This window comes from Salmonella sp. NW177 (genome assembly GCF_051811585.1).
Taxonomy (GTDB): Bacteria; Pseudomonadota; Gammaproteobacteria; order Enterobacterales; family Enterobacteriaceae; genus Salmonella; species Salmonella enterica.
The window spans coordinates 93259-112545 of sequence record NZ_JAMMZV010000010.1 but is presented as its reverse complement, the minus strand read 5'-3'; the positions used below and the strand labels follow the sequence as shown (position 1 = coordinate 112545).

The window sequence follows — 19287 nt, the reverse complement described above, 5'->3', positions numbered from 1 at the left end:
GAAAGTCAAATGACGTACTGACACACTTCACGGACGAAGAAGATGAAATTCGCACAGGCGCTTATCGGTATTCTTGCTGCTTTTTTTATTAGCCATATCTCTCATCATTCGCCACGCTCTGATACCAGACCAATAACCGTTCAGGCGCAAACTAATGCTGCAATCGCCCAAAGTGCCGGGACGCAAATAGGTAAGACGCTATTTTATGATGCTGCCTATGTTCGTCTGGATTATCCGAATGGCGATCTTCCGCTGGAGCGTGGCGTATGTGCAGATGTCGTCATCCGCGCACTGCGCAGTCAGCAGGTTGATTTACAGAAACGGGTACATGAAGACATGCAGGCGCATTTCTCTGCCTATCCGAATAACTGGAAGCTGAAACGCCCGGACAGCAATATCGACCATCGCCGCGTTCCGAATCTGGAAACCTGGTTCCAGCGTCAAAACAAAGCGTTGCCGGTGACAGATAAATATAGCGATTATCAACCGGGAGATATTGTCTCCTGGCGACTGGATAACGGCCTTGCGCATATTGGCGTGGTATCCCTGAACGTCACGCCTGAAGGGGTGCCGCTGGTTGTGCATAACATAGGCGCGGGAGCACAGGAGGAAGATGTATTATTTAACTGGAAAGTAACGGGGCACTTTCGTTATTTTTCGCATTAAACGCGGAAAAAGTCAGCGACTACCGAATAGCAGCCGCTGACGAATTAACCTATCAGATTATTGCAGATCGAAACGGTCCAGGTTCATCACTTTCACCCATGCCGCGACGAAGTCCTTCACAAACTTCTCGTGCGCATCGCTACACGCGTAAACTTCCGCCAGCGCGCGCAGTACGGAGTTGGAACCAAACACCAGATCGGCGCGGGTCGCCGTGTATTTCACCTCGCCAGTCAGACGATCCCGGCCTTCGAACAGCTCATTAGATTCGTCGGTCGGTTTCCACTCGTAACGCATATCCAGCAGATTAGCGAAGAAGTCTGTGCTGAGCACGCCCGGTCTGTCGGTAAAGACACCGTTCTGGCTGCCGTCAAAGTTGGTTCCCAGCACACGCATCCCGCCAACCAGTACCGTCATTTCCGGCGCGGTCAACGTTAACTGCTGCGCTTTATCAATCAACAGCGATTCGGTCGTCGACACATCCAGACGCGCACGATAGTTACGGAATCCATCGGCAATCGGTTCAAGCAGCGAGAACATCTCGATGTCGGTCTGATCCTGACGCGCATCCACCCGGCCCGGCGCAAAAGGTACGCTGATGCTGACACCCGCAGCAGCGGCCGCCTGCTCGATACCGACCACGCCCGCCAGCACAATAATATCGGCCAGCGAGGCTTTATTCGTCGTTTTCTGGATCTCTTCTAATACCGGCAGAACGCGAGCCGCAACGGCGTTGACATCCCAGTCGCGCTGAGGCGCTAATGCCAGACGCGCGCCGTTAGCGCCGCCACGCTTATCGCCGCCGCGGAAAGTAGACGCGGATGCCCAGGCAACCGAAACCATCTCGCTAATAGAAAGCCCGGATGCAGCGATCGCCGCTTTCAGGTTGATAATGTCTTCCTGCGTTGGCTGGTAGAGCGGTTGCGGCAACGGGTCCTGCCAGATCAGATCTTCTTTCGGCACTTCCGGTCCGATGTAACGCGCTTTTGGTCCCATATCTCTGTGCGTCAGTTTGAACCAGGCACGAGCAAAGGCTTCATTAAAGGCCTGCGGATCGTTAAGGAAACGACGGGAAATCTTCTCGAACTCCGGATCAAAACGCAGCGTCAGGTCGGTGACCAGCATGGTTGGCTTACGTTTTTTCGACGGATCGAACGGGTCCGGGATGATGTCCGGCGCGTCTACCGCTTCAAACTGGATAGCGCCAGCCGGACTACGGGTTTGTACCCACTCATATTTGAACAGGTTCTCGAAGAAATAGTTGCTCCACTGGGTCGGCGTCTGCGTCCAGACCACTTCCAGCCCGGAGGTGATAGCATCCGCGCCAACGCCGCTACCATAGCTGCTGGCCCAACCTAAGCCCTGCGCTTCAATCGGCGCGGCTTCCGGATCGGCCCCTACATGGGATGCCGCTGCCGCGCCGTGGGTTTTACCGAGGGTATGCCCGCCAGCGATCAACGCCACGGTTTCTTCGTCGTTCATCCCCATATTGCCAAAGGTAGCGCGAATAGCGGCGGCGGCAGAAAGTGGTTCGCCGCTGTGATCCGGCCCTTCCGGGTTAACGTAGATAAGGCCCATCTCGGTCGCGCCCAGCGGCGCTTTTGCCAGCGCTTCAGGGTGTCGGTGAGTCAACCAGGCTTTTTCATCGCCCCAGTTCACATCCAGATCCGGTTCCCAGACATCTTCACGCCCGGCGCCGAAACCGAAGGTACGGAAGCCGGAGTTTTCCAGTGCCACGTTACCCGCCAGAATAAACAGGTCGGCCCAGGAAATTTTCTGGCCATATTTCTGCTTAATCGGCCACAACAAACGACGCGCCTTATCGAGGCTGACGTTATCCGGCCAGGAGTTAAGCGGCGCAAAACGCTGTTGACCACGACCCGCGCCGCCACGACCATCAATAGAACGGTAGGTGCCAGCGCCATGCCAGGCCATACGAATAAACAAACCGACATAGCTGCCCCAGTCGGCGGGCCACCACGGTTGTGAATCGGTCAGCAGCGCCTTGAGATCCCCTTTCAGGGCGGAGTAGTCTAACTTGCTAAACTCTTTGCGGTAGTCAAAGTCTTCACCCAGCGGGTTAGAACGGTTGGAATGTTGATTCAAAAGATCCACACGAAGCTGGTTCGGCCACCAGTCGCGGCTGGCTGTCCCTGCGCCTGCGCTTCGGTCATGCCCACCCTGATGGAAAGGACATTTTCCAGTGGATAACGTGTTATGGGTATCGTCGGTCGTGCTCATATCTCAGCTCCCTTTTAAAGTGTTACCGTTACGATATACACCAGGAGCAAATAGATATAGTTGAATTAATCCACAGATTCGATAGCTAATACCTTTTATATTTTTAGTTACAGAGATGTAGATCAATATGAGATGTAATAAAGCTCCCGGCAGGGAGCTGGAGGTTATAAACCCGGTCTTACGCCCAGCGTGTGGCAAATGGCATAACTCATTTCCGCACGATTCAACGTGTAGAAGTGGAAATCCTTCACTCCTTCGCGACTTAAAATTTTCACCATGTCCATCGCAATGTTAGCGCCCACCAGCTTGCGGGTTTCTGCGTCATCATCCAGCCCCTCAAACATCAGTGACATCCAGGACGGAATGCGGACATTGGTCATATCGGCAAATTTTTTCGCCTGTTTAAAGTTAGACACCGGTAAAATGCCGGGAATAATTTCTACGTCGATACCGGCAGAAACACAGCGGTCGCGAAAACGCAGGTAGCTTTCCACATCGAAGAAAAATTGGGTTATCGCGCGGTTAGCGCCAGCATCCACTTTACGCTTCAGATTAAGCAGATCGGCCTGCGCGCTTTTCGCTTCCGGATGTACCTCCGGATAGGCCGCTACTGAAATATCGAAATCGGCCACCTCTTTGAGCAAACCAACCAGATCGGCGGCGTACATCTCCGGCTTACCGCTGCCCGGCGGCAAATCGCCGCGCAAAGCGACAATGTGGCGGATACCGTTATTCCAGTAGTCCTGAGCAATCGCGCGCAGCTCGTCGCGGGTGGCGTCAATGCAGGTAAGGTGCGGCGCGGCCTCAAGCCCAGTACGCTCTTTAATGCCTTTAATAACGCTATGAGTGCGGTCGCGTTCCCCGGAGTTGGCGCCATACGTTACCGAAACAAACTTCGGTTTCAGACTGCTCAGGCGATCGATGGAGTTCCACAGGGTTTGCTCCATTTCACTGGTGCGCGGCGGGAAAAATTCAAACGAAACGTTAATCTGACCCTGTACTTCCGCCAGGCTCTGATTCAGGGCTTCCCGCTGGTTGGCGTGAAAAAAGCTCATACCTTACCTCATCAATCGCATGTTATTATTTGTCGTGTTGTAAACATCTATCCGTTTAGACGTCCAGATGTAAAAATGACGGAAAAGCGGAAGGACGTCAACTGAAAAATCACGCCAAAGAATGAGGAATATTCAGCAAAGTTGAATTTTCTTCATGTCACGCCGCGACACTGAACGCGCCGCGGCAGGGGAAATTACTTCTTCACATCCGCAACGCGCATCCCTTTGAGCTGCTCATCCGTGATGGTGTTGCCCGCCTTAAAGTAATCAACTATCGCATTCGACACATAGTAGCCGCCGGAGGTATTCCGCGCCTGGCCTTCCGTGAATGCCGCAAAACCATCGCCGCCGTCGGCAAGGAAGCTGTTGGTAGCGATGTGATAAACCGTAGCATCGTCAATCGGCTTGCCATTGAGCGTCAGCACGGTAACCCGCTGGCCGACAGGTTTGCTGCTGTCATACTTCATCTCCAGCCCTTTAGACACCTGCAATACGCCGTTGCTTAAGCCAGCGCCATGCTCCATCAGGCTGCGCAATTGTTTACCGGTTAAATCCATCGTGACCAGTTCATTAGGGAACGGGAAGGTACTGATTACCGCACCCATCGTCACCGCGCCAGCCGGGATTTCGTTGCGGATACCGCCAGAGTTAGTAAGCGCTAACTGGGTGTCTTTCCCCGCCGTAAAAAGCAGCGCATCCGCCGCCAGATTCCCCAGCGACGACGATTCGCCATACGCGCGCGTTAACTCGACCGGCGACTGGGCCACCGTTTGCTGCACGACTTTATCGAGCTTTTTGTTCCAGCCGTCGATCACCTGTTTCGTTTGCGGATCGGGCTTCCACTCATCAGCAAAAATGGTCTTCAGCTCAAAGTTCTTCACCGTAAAGTGGTGTGGTTTCTCTTTGTAATCCAGCACCAGTTTACCCACATCAATACCGCCGCTGTCCGTTGAGAGGATCAGCGTATTACCGACTTTAATCGGTTCCGGCGTACCGACATGCGCGTGGCCGGTAATCAAAATATCCAGCCCTTTTACCTGACTTGCGGTCTGAATATCTTTATCCAGCGCGCGTCGCACATCGGTATTTCCCATGCTGGACTGGCGGGCCGGGGTGCCTTCGTGAATCAGCGCCACGGTCAGATCGACTTTACCTTTAAGTTCATCAATGTAACGTTGCAGCCACTTAATTTCATCGCGTGCCTCAATGCCCACGCGCGTCGCGGCAGAAACCGTATCATTAAAAGCAAAAACACCGTGTAAGCCGATCACGCCAATCTTGACGCCATCTTTTTCAACAATGGTGTACGGCTTATCCCAGAAGGATTTACTGCTGTCCTCATAAAAAATATTGCCCTGCACGATAGGGAATTTCGCCCGGCTCAGTTGCAACAATGTATTGTCCCAGCCATGATCGAACTCATGATTACCGATAGTGGCAGCGTCATACTGCATGGTATTCAAAATATCGATAATCGCTTTACCCTTCGTCAGGCTGCTGATATACGGTCCGGTAAAGTAATCTCCCGCATCAAAAAACCACGTCGCCTTATTTTTGGCTTTTTCCTGCTTCACCAGCGTAGTGATATTGGCCCAACCGCCAATATCGCGTTTACCGTCAGCAATCCACGGTACTTTATAAGGCTCCACATGGGCGTGTAGATCGTTGGTGTAAATAATGGTGACATCTTTAGCGCAGGCCCAGAACGGCAGCGTGAACAAAATACCGGCAGCAAGCAGTTTTACTTTCATAAATAAGTCCCTTTCAGTCATATAAAGATTCGCTACGTTACGTTCTGAAAGGTTTTTTTATGTGAGAGTCCTCACACCCGCGTACCGTTTTATGAAGGCAGAATCAACGACCTGCCAAAATCGTTGGTAAAATGTATGCCGCCTCTGTTCACCATTAATGCCTGCAAAAGCGCTGGTTGTCGCAATCTTGGGCTGCCTGACTCGCCGGATTATGTGTGGCCGGACTATCGCCTGGGTTATCCGGCATTGCATTGTCGAGCCTGCGGCAGTTATCCGCCGCTCTTCAACGAGGGGGAATTTCGCCGCTGGGCGTCTGCTTATATCGCGCAATATGCCAAAGAGCATGGTCACTTTTGCCCCGATTGCTATCAAAAAACATGGATTCGTTACGGACGTAATCCCGGCGGAACGCAGCGACTTCAGTGCCAGTACTGTAAGAAGGTCTGGACGCCAAAACAGCACGCGCTGAATGTCGCCGAAACGCCGGAACAGATTTGCAGTATTCCGCTGCTCGTACCGTTTCAGGGAGCGAATGCCTTCCAACAATTGTACTTTTTATTCAGTTTTGACGCTGTTCGCGGCAATATTCTTCACCTTTCCAGCAATTTCACGTTACTGTCTGCCGGAAAAAGTTTGCATTACCACTGGAAAGGAATTGCGCCGCCCGAGGGCGAGAAGGGCGATATTATTCACCGTATCGCCATTAAAGAACGGCAATTTTTACAGCGCAGTCAGTTCGATGAGATTCAGTATGGCCCGGCGGCGCTTAAACGTAACGCGCAAGGAACAATACTTCGCCCGGTCATTACGGCGCATGGTCATTTTCGGGTGCTGAAAAACCGCTTTCCTGATGTCGCGACACACATCATTGCCCATGAGTGTTTTTTGCGCGGCGCGGTCATTACGGCATGGGCGGAGCGGTTTCGCCAGCGTCTCTCCTCGCTGTGGTTCGTTGAGGAAGAGATAAACGATGACGATTGCCGCGCAGAGTGGCAACTGTTAGGCAAAACATGGCAGGGATGGTGGCAAAATCAGTGGCAACTCTGGGGGCAAGGTCACAACCGCAAAATGGTCTGTTCGTTAACCGGTTCCCACTTAGAACAAGGTGTCGCCGTTAATCTGGCGGCTAGTCGCCGCTTTGTTACCTGGCTATGGCAACAACCTGAATTCCAGCAAAGCGCCCACTATTCCGCCAAACGCGTCACGCAAATTCTGTATTTGCTGACGGAAAAATATAACTCACAATGGAATCACATTTAACCCAATGATGTAATGCCACGCATAAAAAATCACAGATTATCATTCAGAAGGCGCTATAGATTTAATCACCTCACATCCTGCTTTTATACGCTGAAAAAGAATAGAACTATTTGATAAAATGGCCCTTCGTTTTAAGTTAAAATCGGCTATAAACGTTATTCACATAATCAATATTTATTATCAATTTGAATAGTTCTATACATTCTTATTTTCTATGGAAAACAAGGGATAAATATGGAAATTACTTTACCGTCAATGTCAGATAAAAAATGGACCTGCGCCGATCTCCTGAGTAGCTATCGATTCTGGGGGATCACTTTTTTCTTTTTGGTGCTCTCTTTTATCAGTTCGCTGGGATCGTCGTATGGTGTTTATTTTTGGAGTAAATCACTGTCTATTCCAGCCGATCGTATTGGTGTTATTCTCGTTTGCGGCCAACTGGGATACCTCCTGGGTATGGTTGCCAGCTGGTTTGTCTGCCGTATAAAAAATTGTTACCCCTTCTACTTTGTTGCGCTTCTGTTAATCATTGGCGTGGTCTGTTCCTTCTGCATAAATGGCCCGTCTGACGTAGTCAGGCTTATCATAGCGCAGTTTTTAATTAATCTGGGTATGGGGATCATAACGCTGTTAGTCCCCATGCTGCTTTTCAGCGCTATCGGCAGTGCTCAGACATTTGTTATTTTATTTAGCCTCTGCTTACTGTTCAAATTTATCATCGCTGGCTATCTGTCTATATTTATATACTCAATTCCTTATATAGGAATAATCGTAATTACTTTAGCGGTTATCGCGCTTTTGCTACTATTACCGCTCAAAAAAGAACTTTTCTATATTGCACCGCCCAAAAGGTTCTCATCAACCCAGCGACCTGAGTGCACAGAACCCCTTGTCGTCGCATTATTGGCCTTTTTCATTCCATTTTATATTATTTATTGGTTCTTCAGAATTCACCGGGAAATGCAATTTGTGGCGCCTTCGCCCCGACTCATGACCGCATGTGGCGCGGGATGGCTGTCAGCAATTATGCCGTTTGGCACAGCCATATTGTGTCTGACGCTTAGCGATGAAATCCGCGCTCTGCTGGCGAATAAAAACGAAGATGGCGGAATACGAACCGGCTGGACACTATTCTGGGCGTTACTGCTGCCACCCGTCGGCGCGGCGATTATCCAGGCAAAAATGAACCGTTTTATTACCGCTAATACCGCGGATACTGCTGACAGAGGATAAACATGGAAGGTTTTGAGTTATTTCCAAAAATTAAAGGCGCGATCAAATGGATGGCCGAGCACAGTGACTCGGTAATTCATTTTGGCTGGAATGTTGTTGCCGCCATCATTCTACTTTTCATCGGTAAGTTAATAGCTCGCTTACTATCGAGGGGGCTGGAAAAATTACTTCTCAGGCGGCAAGTGGATGCCACTATTGTCCACTTTTTCTCCGCGCTGGTTCGCTACATCACGATAGCTTTCACGGCAGTAGCCGCTCTTGGCCGTATCGGTATAGAAACCTCCTCAATTATTGCCGTTATCGGCGCGGCGGGTTTAGCCATTGGTCTGGCGCTGCAAGGGTCACTTTCCAACTTTGCCGCAGGCGTACTGCTTGTCTCCCTGCGTCCTTTCCGCGCCGGGGAAATTGTACAAATTGGCCTGGTTATCGGCACAGTAGAAAAGGTCCATATTTTCTCCACCACTCTGCTCACTGCGGATAGCAAAGAAGTTGTCATCCCGAATGGTAAAATTATTGCTGATAATATTATCAACTATTCACGACACCCCTATCGACGTATTGATCTGATTATTGGCGTGGATTACCAAAGCCGTATTGCTGACGTAAAAAGCGTGATACATCGTATTATTGAACAAGATCATCGCATTGATAAAACCCGCGATATTACGGTCCGCCTGGGCGAACTTGCGCCCTCTAGCCTGAATTTCTATGTTCGCGTATGGGTGCCCAACGCTCAGTACTGGAGTACTTACTACGATCTTCTGGAAAATATCAAGGAAGCAATGGATGAAAACGGCATCAATATTCCTTACCCCCGGATGGATGTCCGGGTTGAGAATGTAAAAAGCATCACGCCATAATGTTTCGTCAGCAATCGGATAGCGCTTCGTATATCAGTATCTACAGAATGACTGCATAACGTATTGATGAGGGAGCGAAGCGCAACCCGGCGCTTCGCTCACGAACTTGCCTTTATTACAGCAACTGCGCCAGGCGGTTGATATCCGACTGAATCGCCCCGGCGGTCACATCGCGACCCGCGCCCGGCCCACGGATCACCAGCGGGTTATCGCGATACCAGCGGCTTTCAATAGCAAAGACATTATCGCACGGCAGCAGCGCCGCCAGCGGATGTTCCGGACGCACCGCTTCAACGCCGACGCGCGCTTTGCCATTGGCGTCGAAACGCGCCACGTAACGCAACACCAGCCCCAGTTCGCGGGCTGCCTCCAGACGCTGCACCATCTGTTCATTCAGCGCGTCGCCGTTTTCGAAAAAGTGATCGATAGACCCTTCTTCACAGTGCGCCGGCACCAACGATTCTACACGCACCTGATCCGGCTCGATGTCGTATCCAGCCTCGCGCGCCAGAATCACCAGCTTACGCATGACATCTTTTCCGGAAAGATCGACGCGCGGATCGGGTTCGGTCAGCCCCTGCTGCCAGGCCTGATCCACCAGATCGGTAAACGGCACCGTACCGTCAAATTGCAGGAACAGCCAGGATAACGTCCCGGAGAAGATCCCGCTGATCGAGAGAATCGTATCGCCGCTGTCAATCAGATCCCGCACCGTGTGGTTGATCGGCAACCCCGCGCCCACGGTGGCGTTATACAGCCAGTAACGCCCGGTTTTTTCAAACGCGTCATGAATCTGGCGATACTTATCGCTGGCGCTTGCGCCCGCCAGTTTATTGGCGCTAATCACATGAAAACCGTGGCTGGCGAAATCCAGATACTGATCGGCCAGTTGCTCGCTTGCTGTCACATCCAGCACCACTAAATCATCATACGGATGCGCACGCATCCACAGGAATAGCGACTCTTCGTCCTGCTCAGCGGCTTCATCATCAAAGAATGCCAGCGCGCGGCTGGCGTCCAGCCCTTCATAATTCAACAGGCTACGGCGGCTATCCACCACGCCCGCCAGCACAAATTCAAAACCAGTACGCGCGGAAAGCGTGCTTTGTTCACGGGCAAACAGTTCCAGCCAACGGGAGCCGATGTTCCCCTTACCGAACAGCATCAGGCCAATGCGTTTTTCGGCGCGGAAAACCGACTGATGCAGCCCCTGAATCAGGCTCTCAGTTGGGCCGGTACGCAGCACCGCCACCAGACTGATGCCCTCCTCCGACTGCCAGGTAAATTCCACTGGCTGACCTTTAAGCTGCTGCCAGAAGCGATGGCAGTGTAGCGGATTGCGAGTAACGCCCGCACCGACCATCGCCACCAGCGCCAGCCCCTGCCGCAGGCGCAATTCGCCCGGCAGCCCGACATCGTCGAGGAGTTTCAGTACACTATCCGCTACCTCGGCGGTATAGCAGAACTGCAATAGCTGGCGATCGCGATGCACGCCCACCGCCAGCGGACGCGCCTGCGCCCGTTTTAAAATTTGGTCGAGCTCTTTGTGCGCCAGCCTGAAATCCTGGCTGGCGGGCACCTGAAACTCAATCAGACAGATATCGTCGTGACTGGTCACGATACGCGCGCCCGTCCCGGAAGCCAGCACCCGTTCAATTCGGGTTGACCCTTGATCCGGCGTGTAGCTACAGCGCAACTGCAAATCGATATCGCTGCCGGACACTGGCTGTAGCGTACGGGCGTGCAGAACAGGCGCCGCCAGACGCGCCAGCTCGCTGGCTTCGTCCAGACGCAGCAACGGCAGCAGGCAGGCATCTTTCACTTTGCGCGGGTCGGCGCTATAAACGCCCGCGACATCGCTCCAGATGGTCACGCGGGAAACGCCCGCCAGCGCGCCGATTTGCGTGGCGGAATAGTCGGAACCGTTCCGGCCTAACAGGACTGTTTCGCCGTCGTGATTGCGGCTGATAAAGCCGGTCACGACCAGACGTTTGCCAGGATGCTGCGCCAGTAGCTGTTGCAATAAAGGATAAGATAGCCCTTCATCAACCTGCGGCTGTGCGGCGCGTTCGGCGCGTAAAAATGCGCGCGCGTCCAGCCAGGCGGCATCCAGCCCCTGCTGATTCAGGACGGCGGACATCAATCTCGCCGACCAAATTTCGCCGTGTCCGACGATCTCAGCATAGACGGCATCCGTTACGCCGCCGTCGAGCAAGGCGGCAAGACGTTCCAGATCGCTGATAAAAGCGCTGGTTAAGTCATCTGCCGCGTCGGCGGGAAGCAGCCCGCTAATCAGATCGCACTGGTAGCGGCGTAACGTCTGTAATACCTGATGCGCAGAAAGGCGATCGGTCTGGCTTAACTTGAGCCAGCTAATCAACTGGTTGGTGGTACTGCCTGCGGCGGACACTACCATCATATCGTCAGGCTGCGAATACTCCGCCATAATGCCTGCGACACGCAGGTAACACTTCACATCCGCCAGACTACTGCCGCCAAATTTATGCAGTTGACGACCTTTCGCCCCTGCCTGCGCAATCACACTCATGTTTACCCCTTGTTTGCAGCCCGGAAGCCATTTTCCAGGTCGGCAATTAAATCTTCGCCATCTTCAATACCGGTGGAGATACGCAGTAGCGTTTCGGAGATCCCGGCGGCGGCACGCGCCTGCGGCGACATACCGGCATGCGTCATGGTGGCGGCGTGAGAGATCAAACTTTCCACTCCCCCTAAAGATTCCGCCAGCGTAAACAGCGACAGCCCGCCCAGAAAACGACGCAGCGTCTCCTCATCCCCATCCAGTTCAAAACTCAACATTGCGCCAAAGCCTTTTTGCTGGCGCGCGGCAATTTCATGCCCCTGATTTTCCGGCAGCGACGGGTGATACAGTTTTTTCACCAACGGCTGGGTTTGCAGATATTTCACAATCGCCTGCGCGTTGCGCTGCGCCAGCTCCATACGCGGCACCAGAGTTCGCAAACCGCGCAGCAGCAGATAGCTATCAAACGCCCCGCCGGTCACGCCAATATTATTCGCCCACCACGCCAGTTCAGTGACCATTTCCGGATCTTTAGCAATCACCACGCCGGCCACAACATCCGAATGACCATTGAGATATTTCGTGCATGAATGCAACACCAGATCGGCACCCAACGCCAGCGGATTTTGCAGCGCCGGGCTTAAAAACGTGTTATCAACGACGCTCACTGCGCCCGCCTCGCGCGCCAGCCGACAGATTTTCGCAATATCCACCACGCGTAACAATGGATTACTTGGACTTTCTACCAGTACCAGCTTCGGTTTTTCTTCCAGCGCCGCCTGTAAGGCGCGTTCATCGCCCTGATCGACAAACCGCACACGATAACAGCCGCGTGTCGCCAGACTGTCAAACAGACGATAACTGCCGCCATAGCAATCATGCGGCGCGACCAGCAGATCGCCCGGCTTGAGGAAAACGGTGGTGACCAGATGAATCGCCGACATGCCGGTATTCGTCAATACCGCGCCCGCGCCGCCTTCCAGTTCCGCTAATGCGCGCTGAACAACATCACGCGTGGGATTACCGCGGCGGGAATAATCATGCGCGCGCGGCTCATTGAAACCGGTAAAGTTATAAGTACTGGAGAGATGGATTGGCGGCACAACGCAGCCGTATTGTTCGTCATCGTTTAATCCGCTACGCACTGCGATAGTGGCCTGTTTACGCGTCATATGAAGATATTCCTGGCTGAGTCGGTGAAAGTCAGGCCACAGATTAACCACTACCACAATAGACGTCAATACATCTGGACATCTAAACTTCTTTGCGTATAGATTGAGCAAACCGCAAATAGCCGTTAAAATTATATGCATTAGCGCACATCTGCGACCGCTAACTTCGTGTCAGGGCCGCGCCACTACGGTAAACTACGCGCGATTATGGTCCGGGCTCAGGTTCAGACCTCAATATTAATGACGAAGAGGATTAAGTATCTCATGGCTGAATGGAGCGGCGAATATATCAGCCCATACGCTGAGCACGGTAAGAAGAGTGAGCAAGTCAAAAAAATTACGGTTTCCATTCCTCTGAAGGTGTTAAAAATCCTCACCGATGAACGTACGCGTCGTCAGGTGAACAACCTGCGCCACGCCACCAACAGCGAGCTGTTGTGTGAAGCATTTCTGCACGCCTTTACCGGGCAACCCTTGCCGGATGATGCCGATCTGCGAAAAGAGCGCAGCGATGAAATCCCGGAAGCGGCAAAAGAGATCATGCGTGAGATGGGGATTGACCCGGAAACGTGGGAATACTGATAGCAAAGCATGCGGTCAGAACGCCTCTGGCCGCGCTTTTTTAACGATTCCCCCTGTACACGGCTATCTCCGACATTTTTCTAACCGTTCATCTTCCCGAATAGCCCTCAGTGGATAAATTTGTCAGACATGATAAGTTTCTCTTCGTTATTTTCCTGCAAAAAATTCCCGACATGCCATAACCGATATAATTTTATTATATTTAAACTTCCAATATTTATTTAATGTTTCACGTAGCAAAGCGTACATGAATAATAATACACCGCCATATATTTACTGAACAAATAGTATAACGATAAGTATTGTTAAAAAGACCATGGACACCTCATATTTGTGACCAACATCATTATTCCCCTCCGCGGATTGTTTTACTTTTTTAAATGTTTTTTCATCTCCGATAAATAAGAAGGTTAATATACATTCATTTTATCGATAATATCGAATGGGGAAATAAATATGTTATTTACAAGGAAAGTCTTACCTGTATTATGCTGCCTGTGTTTGAGCGGCAGCGTTTTGGCCTCAGGTGTTTTAGACCCAAACAGGCCAATGGTCGCATCAGCAGATGTCATTCCAGTCCATGAGGGGCCATTAGGTATGGTCGATGTCGCCCCCTACGGCGGCGTTTTCCCATTAACAGCAATCATTAATAAAGCCAATCATAATGTACAGAACGTGAAGGTTACCGTTTTAGGGAAAGGGGAAAAAGGTATCCCGATCAGTTATGATGTCGGCCCGCAGGCTATAAATACCCATGACGGCATACCTGTATTTGGCTTGTATCCAGATTATGTCAATAAAGTTAAAGTTGACTGGACTGAAGAAGGTAAAAAACAAACTTATACGTGGTCCATTTACGCCGCACCGGTATCATTACCCTCTACTACCGGGCAAACTGCCGTTCTTCCTACGGTAGAACCGGTTAAAGTCGATAGCTCGCTTAAAAATCGCTTATATCTTTTTAACCATATAACGGGGATGCCAAGAGCTGGCCACATTATGCATGTCGCAGGCGGCGCGGCGAACTGGGATTATACCGGTATCAACTGGATTAGCGATACGAATGGCGATGTTCGCGGCTATATGAATATTGATAAATTCCGTAACCAGGATGATATAACGCGCTTTGGTTCCATGATGAGCTTCCATCAGGTTAACGATGGCAATCTTATTTTTGGCCAGGGTCAACGTTACTTTAAATATGATTTCTTAGGCCGCGTTATTTCTGATAAACGACTGCCAAAAGGATTTATTGATTTTTCGCACGCCATTACCGAAACGCCGAAAGGCACCTACCTGCTGCGTGTCGCAAAAGAAAATTATCCATTAAATGGTAAATACACCATCAATACGGTGCGTGATCATATTCTTGAAGTTGACCAGAACGGCGATACCGTCGATTACTGGGATCTGCCAAAAATCCTCGACCCCTATCGTGACGACGTTATTCTGGCGATGGATCAGGGAGCGGTATGTTTGAGCGTCGATGCCGAACATTCCGGTCAGGTCATGACCAAAGAGCAGCTTGCAAAACAACCCTTCGGCGATATCGCGGGCTCCGGCCCGGGTCGCAACTGGGCGCATGTTAACTCCGTCAGCTACGATCCTCGCGACGACAGCATTATCATTAGCTCGCGCCACCAGTCTGCCATCATCAAAATTGGTCGCGATAAAAAAGTGAAATGGATACTTTCCGATCCATCCGGCTGGAAAGGCGAACTGGCGAAAAAAGTGCTGAAACCCGTAGACAGCAACGGTAAACCGCTGACCTGCGAAGCGCACCACTGCGACGGTGGATTTGACTGGACATGGACACAACATACCGGTTGGTTAGTGCCATCCAAAAGCACCGGAGGTAAAACCGTCGTGACCGCCTTTGATAACGGCGATGCGCGCGGCATGGAACAACCGGCCATGCCGTCAATGAAATATTCCCGCGGCGTGGAATATCAAATTGACGAAAAAAATATGACGGTTTCCCAAATGTGGGAATATGGTAAAGAGCGCGGTTTTGACTGGTACAGCGCCATTACTTCCGTCACGGAATATCGCCCGGAAACCAAAACGATGTTCATGTACTCGGCTACAGCGGGAATGAGCGGTACAAAACCGATCGTTTCCGTTCTGGATGAAGTCAAAGACGGTACTCAGGATGTGATGCTGGAGCTAAAAGTACACAGTAACCGTGCCGGTATGCTGGGTTATCGGGCGCTGATTATCGATCCAGAGCAGATGTTTAAAAAATAAAGCGAGATAGTAAAAGTAAAACAGGCGGAAGCTAACTTCCGCCTGAATGGTTAAAACGTATTGTAGTTATGACATTCGCCTTATCCAGACTCAGATCGACCACCCGTTTCTTCAGCTGGAAGGTCAGAATTTGACATTGTCGCAGTTAGCCATTTATGTTGAAGGACGACTGAAGAATGTGATGCCGCTGTAGCATTTTTAACGTGACACATAATTCTGAACGCTCTCAAGATAATTTCTTCTCCAGATTTTATTTTAAAATTGTGTAATTAATAACTCACTTTAAAATAAATTATTTCTTTTTCTTTCGTCCTGTATCCCATCCATTTATTCTATAAACAACGCATAGCAACCATGCGCCAGTGGCATAAAAGAAAACAGGAGCAAAAATATCATTAATATTAAAATCAATTTTTGGCCATGTCGAAAATCTGAAATAATAGATACCTCTTAGAATCCATTCTCCCACAAAACACATAAGGAAAAATGAAAAGTACACATAAAAATACAATAGTATGAATTTAATCATTCCTTTCATTTTTTCGTCTCCTCTGTATCAAAAATCTCCTCTGATTTATCTCCTATATATTCAGAGAGGACTACACCGAACAGGCCACGTCCGTCGGCGCGCCAATCAGCACACCCGCTGCCCCCTGGACTATCGGACCGCCCACCGGGGTCATGTCACCCTGACGCGCCGCCGGTTTTCCGCTTATTGTTATATCCTTATGAGTTATAGTTGCGCAAAACCCTACAAGGAACAGGTGGTATACAAAAGATCAAAAATGGTTGTACGGTGAATTTTAGGAATATATCAAGATCGGCGGGCGAGAAAGGTTGTTCGAGTAATAAGCAGCGTTATTACCACTGGCTAGTTCTGGAATAGATTGACATATCTTCCTTTGTATATAAATAAAATGTGTCAACGTTATTATTCAGGACGGGTCATCCATAACAAAAAAGCGCCCTGCGGCGCTTTTTTTCTGGCGGTAACTTATTTGCTGCCAGGGATGCTGAAGCGCTTGTTGAAGCGCTCAACACGACCACCGGTATCAACAACACGCTGCTTACCAGTGAAGAACGGGTGGCATTTGCCGCACACGTCCAGGTTCAGGTCGTGACCCACGGTAGAGTGGGTTTTGATAACATTACCGCAAGAACAGGTTGCAGTAATTTCTACGTAATTCGGGTGAATACCTTTTTTCATGGGGAACCTCAGTGTAAGGCCGCGTCGCTCTTCCAGCCCTAACGCCAGACACCACGCGAAGTTAATAGTAAAGGGTTTGATGCTCACAACACGCACCAAAGGCGGCGAATCATACAGAATTTGACCACCGTATGCAAACTGATCCGCGCTCCCTTATCGTAATGTGTATACTACCCGACGAAATTTCAAGTCAGGAAGATGCTATGTCCGTCGCGCACGTTGCCTTGCCCGTTCCGCTTCCCCGAACCTTTGATTACCTGCTGCCGGAAGGCGGGGTCGCCAAAGCCGGGTGCCGCGTGCGCGTGCCGTTCGGCAAGCAGCAAGAGCGCGTGGGCATTGTCGTCTCGGTTAGCGACCACAGCGAATTGCCGCTCGATGAATTAAAATCGGTCATTGAAATCCTGGATAACGAGCCAATCTTTTCTCCCTCCATCTGGCGCTTACTCCTCTGGGCGGCGGATTACTACCACCATCCCCTCGGCGACGTTCTGTTTCACGCTCTGCCGGTTTTACTGCGTCAGGGAAAACCAGCCAGCAACGCGCCCCTATGGTATTGGTTCGCCACCGAAGAGGGGCAAGCCGTCGACATCAACAGCCTGAAACGCTCCGCCAAACAACAACAGGCGCTGGCGGCGCTGCGGCAAGGAAAGATCTGGCGCTATCAGGTAGCCGAGCTTGATTTTACTGACGCCACGCTGCAAACGCTGCGGCGTAAGGGGCTTTGTGAGCTTGCCAGTGAAACGCCCGCGTTTACCGACTGGCGGGAGCGTTATGCCGTCGCAGGAGAGCGCCTGCGGCTGAATACCGAACAGGCGACAGCAGTCGGCGCGATTCACAGCGCGTCGGACGGTTTCTCCGCCTGGTTGCTGGCAGGCGTAACCGGTTCCGGCAAGACCGAAGTGTATCTGAGCGTGCTGGAAAACGTCCTCGCCCAGGGCAAACAGGCGCTGGTAATGGTGCCGGAAATCGGCCTGACGCCGCAAACGATCGCCCGTTTTCGCGAACGTTTTAACGCGCCGGTGGAAGTGCTGCATTCCGGGCTAAACGACAGCGAGCGTCTTTCGGCATGGCTGAAAGCGAAAAACGGCGAAGCGGCGATTGTCATCGGCACGCGCTCCTCGCTGTTTACGCCGTTTAAAAATCTTGGCGTGATTGTCATCGACGAAGAGCACGACAGCTCTTATAAACAGCAGGAAGGGTGGCGCTACCATGCCCGCGATTTGGCAGTGTATCGCGCCCATAGCGAGCAGATCCCGATTATTCTCGGCTCCGCCACCCCAGCCCTGGAAACGCTATGCAACGTGCGGCAGAAAAAATACCGGATGCTGCGTCTGACGCGGCGCGCAGGCAACGCCCGCCCAGCCCTGCAGCATGTGCTGGATTTAAAAGGACAGCGTCTTCAGGCGGGACTGGCGCCCGCCCTTATCGCCCGTATGCGCCAACATCTCCAGGCCGACAATCAGGTAATTTTATTTCTTAACCGCCGGGGATTCGCGCCCGCGCTGCTTTGCCACGACTGCGGCTGGATTGCGGAGTGCCCGCGTTGCGATCACTACTACACGCTGCACCAGGCGCAGCATCATTTACGCTGTCATCACTGCGACAGCCAACGTCCGGTACCGCGTCAGTGCCCCTCCTGCGGCTCCACACATATGCTACCGGTTGGGTTAGGGACGGAACAGTTGGAGCAGGTGCTGGCGCCCTTCTTCCCCGGCGTGCCGATCTCACGAATCGACCGTGATACCACCAGTCGTAAAGGCGCGCTGGAGCAGCATCTGGCGGAAGTTCACCGCGGCGGAGCGCGCATTCTGATAGGCACACAAATGCTGGCGAAAGGCCATCACTTTCCGGACGTCACGCTGGTGGCGTTGCTGGATGTCGATGGCGCGCTTTTTTCCGCAGATTTTCGTTCGGCGGAACGCTTCGCCCAGCTCTACACTCAGGTTTCCGGCCGCGCCGGGCGCGCGGGCAAACAGGGCGAAGTGGTGCTCCAAACGCACCATCCTGAGCATCCCCTGCTGCAAACGTTACTGTATAAAGGCTATGATGCGTTTGCGGAACAGGCGCTGGCGGAACGGCAAACGCTCCAGCTTCCGCCGTGGACCAGCCACGTCATTATTCGCGCAGAGGATCACAACAATCAGCAGGCGCCCGTCTTTCTCCAGCAGTTGCGTAATCTGATTCAGGCCAGCCCGCTATCAGACGATAAGCTGTGGATCTTAGGTCCGGTTCCGGCCCTCGCGCCAAAACGCGGCGGCCGCTATCGCTGGCAAATTTTACTTCAGCATCCTTCACGGATTCGCCTGCAACACATCATCAGCGGCACGCTGGCGTTGATCAATACGCTCCCGGAAGCGCGGAAAGTTAAATGGGTTCTGGACGTCGATCCGATTGAAGGATAGTCCTCACGATGCGAGGCGGATCGTAAAATTAAAGATCCATCACACTTTTTATGAAAATTCTGTAACCGCTTCCAC

13 protein-coding genes and 1 pseudogene are annotated in these 19287 nt (G+C 51.7%); 7 read left to right on the top strand and 7 right to left on the bottom strand.

The window, feature by feature from the left end; translation table 11 throughout:
• Positions 1 to 42 precede the first annotated feature (42 nt).
• A complete protein-coding gene (locus tag NA986_RS22305) occupies positions 43 to 666 on the top strand; it encodes a DUF1287 domain-containing protein (protein ID WP_000666689.1) in 624 nt (207 codons plus the stop codon).
• Positions 667 to 723: 57 nt separating this feature from the next.
• On the opposite strand, the gene katG is transcribed toward NA986_RS22305, so the two are convergent.
• The 3 genes from katG to NA986_RS22290 all read right to left on the bottom strand — a co-directional run bounded on the left by katG (position 724) and on the right by NA986_RS22290 (position 5710).
• Positions 724 to 2904, bottom strand: a complete 2181-nt coding sequence (gene katG / locus NA986_RS22300) for a catalase/peroxidase HPI (RefSeq protein WP_000108105.1) — start codon at positions 2902 to 2904, stop codon at positions 724 to 726.
• A 164-nt stretch (positions 2905 to 3068) separates the two neighbouring features.
• Entirely contained in the window at positions 3069 to 3959 is an 891-nt protein-coding gene (gene metF / locus NA986_RS22295) for a methylenetetrahydrofolate reductase (protein ID WP_000007503.1), read from the bottom strand.
• A gap of 194 nt (positions 3960 to 4153) precedes the next feature.
• Positions 4154 to 5710 carry a bifunctional metallophosphatase/5'-nucleotidase gene (locus NA986_RS22290; RefSeq protein WP_000865252.1) on the bottom strand — a complete coding sequence of 519 codons (1557 nt, stop codon included), beginning with the start codon at positions 5708 to 5710 and terminating at the stop codon, positions 4154 to 4156.
• Positions 5711 to 5845: 135 nt separating this feature from the next.
• On the opposite strand from NA986_RS22290, the gene NA986_RS22285 reads away from it, so the two are divergent.
• The 3 genes from NA986_RS22285 to mscS all read left to right on the top strand — a co-directional run bounded on the left by NA986_RS22285 (position 5846) and on the right by mscS (position 9063).
• On the top strand, positions 5846 to 6970 hold the full coding sequence (locus NA986_RS22285) for a hypothetical protein (protein WP_001134808.1): 1125 nt from the start codon (positions 5846 to 5848) through the stop codon (positions 6968 to 6970).
• A gap of 234 nt (positions 6971 to 7204) precedes the next feature.
• Positions 7205 to 8203: a hypothetical protein gene (locus tag NA986_RS22280; protein WP_023216594.1), complete on the top strand. Its 999-nt coding sequence runs from the start codon at positions 7205 to 7207 to the stop codon at positions 8201 to 8203.
• Between the two features lie 2 nt (positions 8204 to 8205).
• Positions 8206 to 9063, top strand: coding sequence for a small-conductance mechanosensitive channel MscS (gene mscS / locus NA986_RS22275; RefSeq protein WP_000398244.1), 858 nt, complete (start codon positions 8206 to 8208; stop codon positions 9061 to 9063).
• 115 nt (positions 9064 to 9178) lie between these two features.
• Here mscS and NA986_RS22270 read toward each other — a convergent pair whose 3' ends face one another.
• Both NA986_RS22270 and metB read right to left on the bottom strand, forming a co-directional pair.
• Positions 9179 to 11611, bottom strand: coding sequence for a bifunctional aspartate kinase/homoserine dehydrogenase II (locus tag NA986_RS22270; protein WP_070794037.1), 2433 nt, complete (start codon positions 11609 to 11611; stop codon positions 9179 to 9181).
• A 2-nt stretch (positions 11612 to 11613) separates the two neighbouring features.
• Positions 11614 to 12774, bottom strand: coding sequence for a cystathionine gamma-synthase (gene metB, locus NA986_RS22265; RefSeq protein WP_000197213.1), 1161 nt, complete (start codon positions 12772 to 12774; stop codon positions 11614 to 11616).
• 264 nt (positions 12775 to 13038) lie between these two features.
• Here metB and metJ point away from each other — a divergent pair, with 264 nt between their 5' ends.
• Both metJ and NA986_RS22255 read left to right on the top strand, forming a co-directional pair.
• Positions 13039 to 13356 carry a met regulon transcriptional regulator MetJ gene (metJ, locus tag NA986_RS22260; RefSeq protein ID WP_000852811.1) on the top strand — a complete coding sequence of 106 codons (318 nt, stop codon included), beginning with the start codon at positions 13039 to 13041 and terminating at the stop codon, positions 13354 to 13356.
• A 456-nt stretch (positions 13357 to 13812) separates the two neighbouring features.
• The gene (locus NA986_RS22255; RefSeq protein ID WP_000899644.1) at positions 13813 to 15603 is read left to right on the top strand and encodes an aryl-sulfate sulfotransferase; all 1791 of its coding nucleotides are present in this window, start codon (positions 13813 to 13815) and stop codon (positions 15601 to 15603) included.
• A gap of 602 nt (positions 15604 to 16205) precedes the next feature.
• Here NA986_RS22255 and NA986_RS22250 read toward each other — a convergent pair.
• Together NA986_RS22250 and rpmE are read right to left on the bottom strand one after the other, a co-directional pair.
• Positions 16206 to 16319, bottom strand: a pseudogene (locus NA986_RS22250) (hypothetical protein); the annotation flags it as partial.
• Positions 16320 to 16597: 278 nt separating this feature from the next.
• On the bottom strand, positions 16598 to 16810 hold the full coding sequence (gene rpmE / locus NA986_RS22245) for a 50S ribosomal protein L31 (RefSeq protein WP_000715284.1): 213 nt from the start codon (positions 16808 to 16810) through the stop codon (positions 16598 to 16600).
• Positions 16811 to 17013: 203 nt separating this feature from the next.
• Here rpmE and priA point away from each other — a divergent pair, with 203 nt between their 5' ends.
• Positions 17014 to 19212, top strand: a complete 2199-nt coding sequence (gene priA, locus NA986_RS22240) for a primosomal protein N' (RefSeq protein ID WP_000109397.1) — start codon at positions 17014 to 17016, stop codon at positions 19210 to 19212.
• The last annotated feature ends 75 nt before the right edge of the window (positions 19213 to 19287 follow it).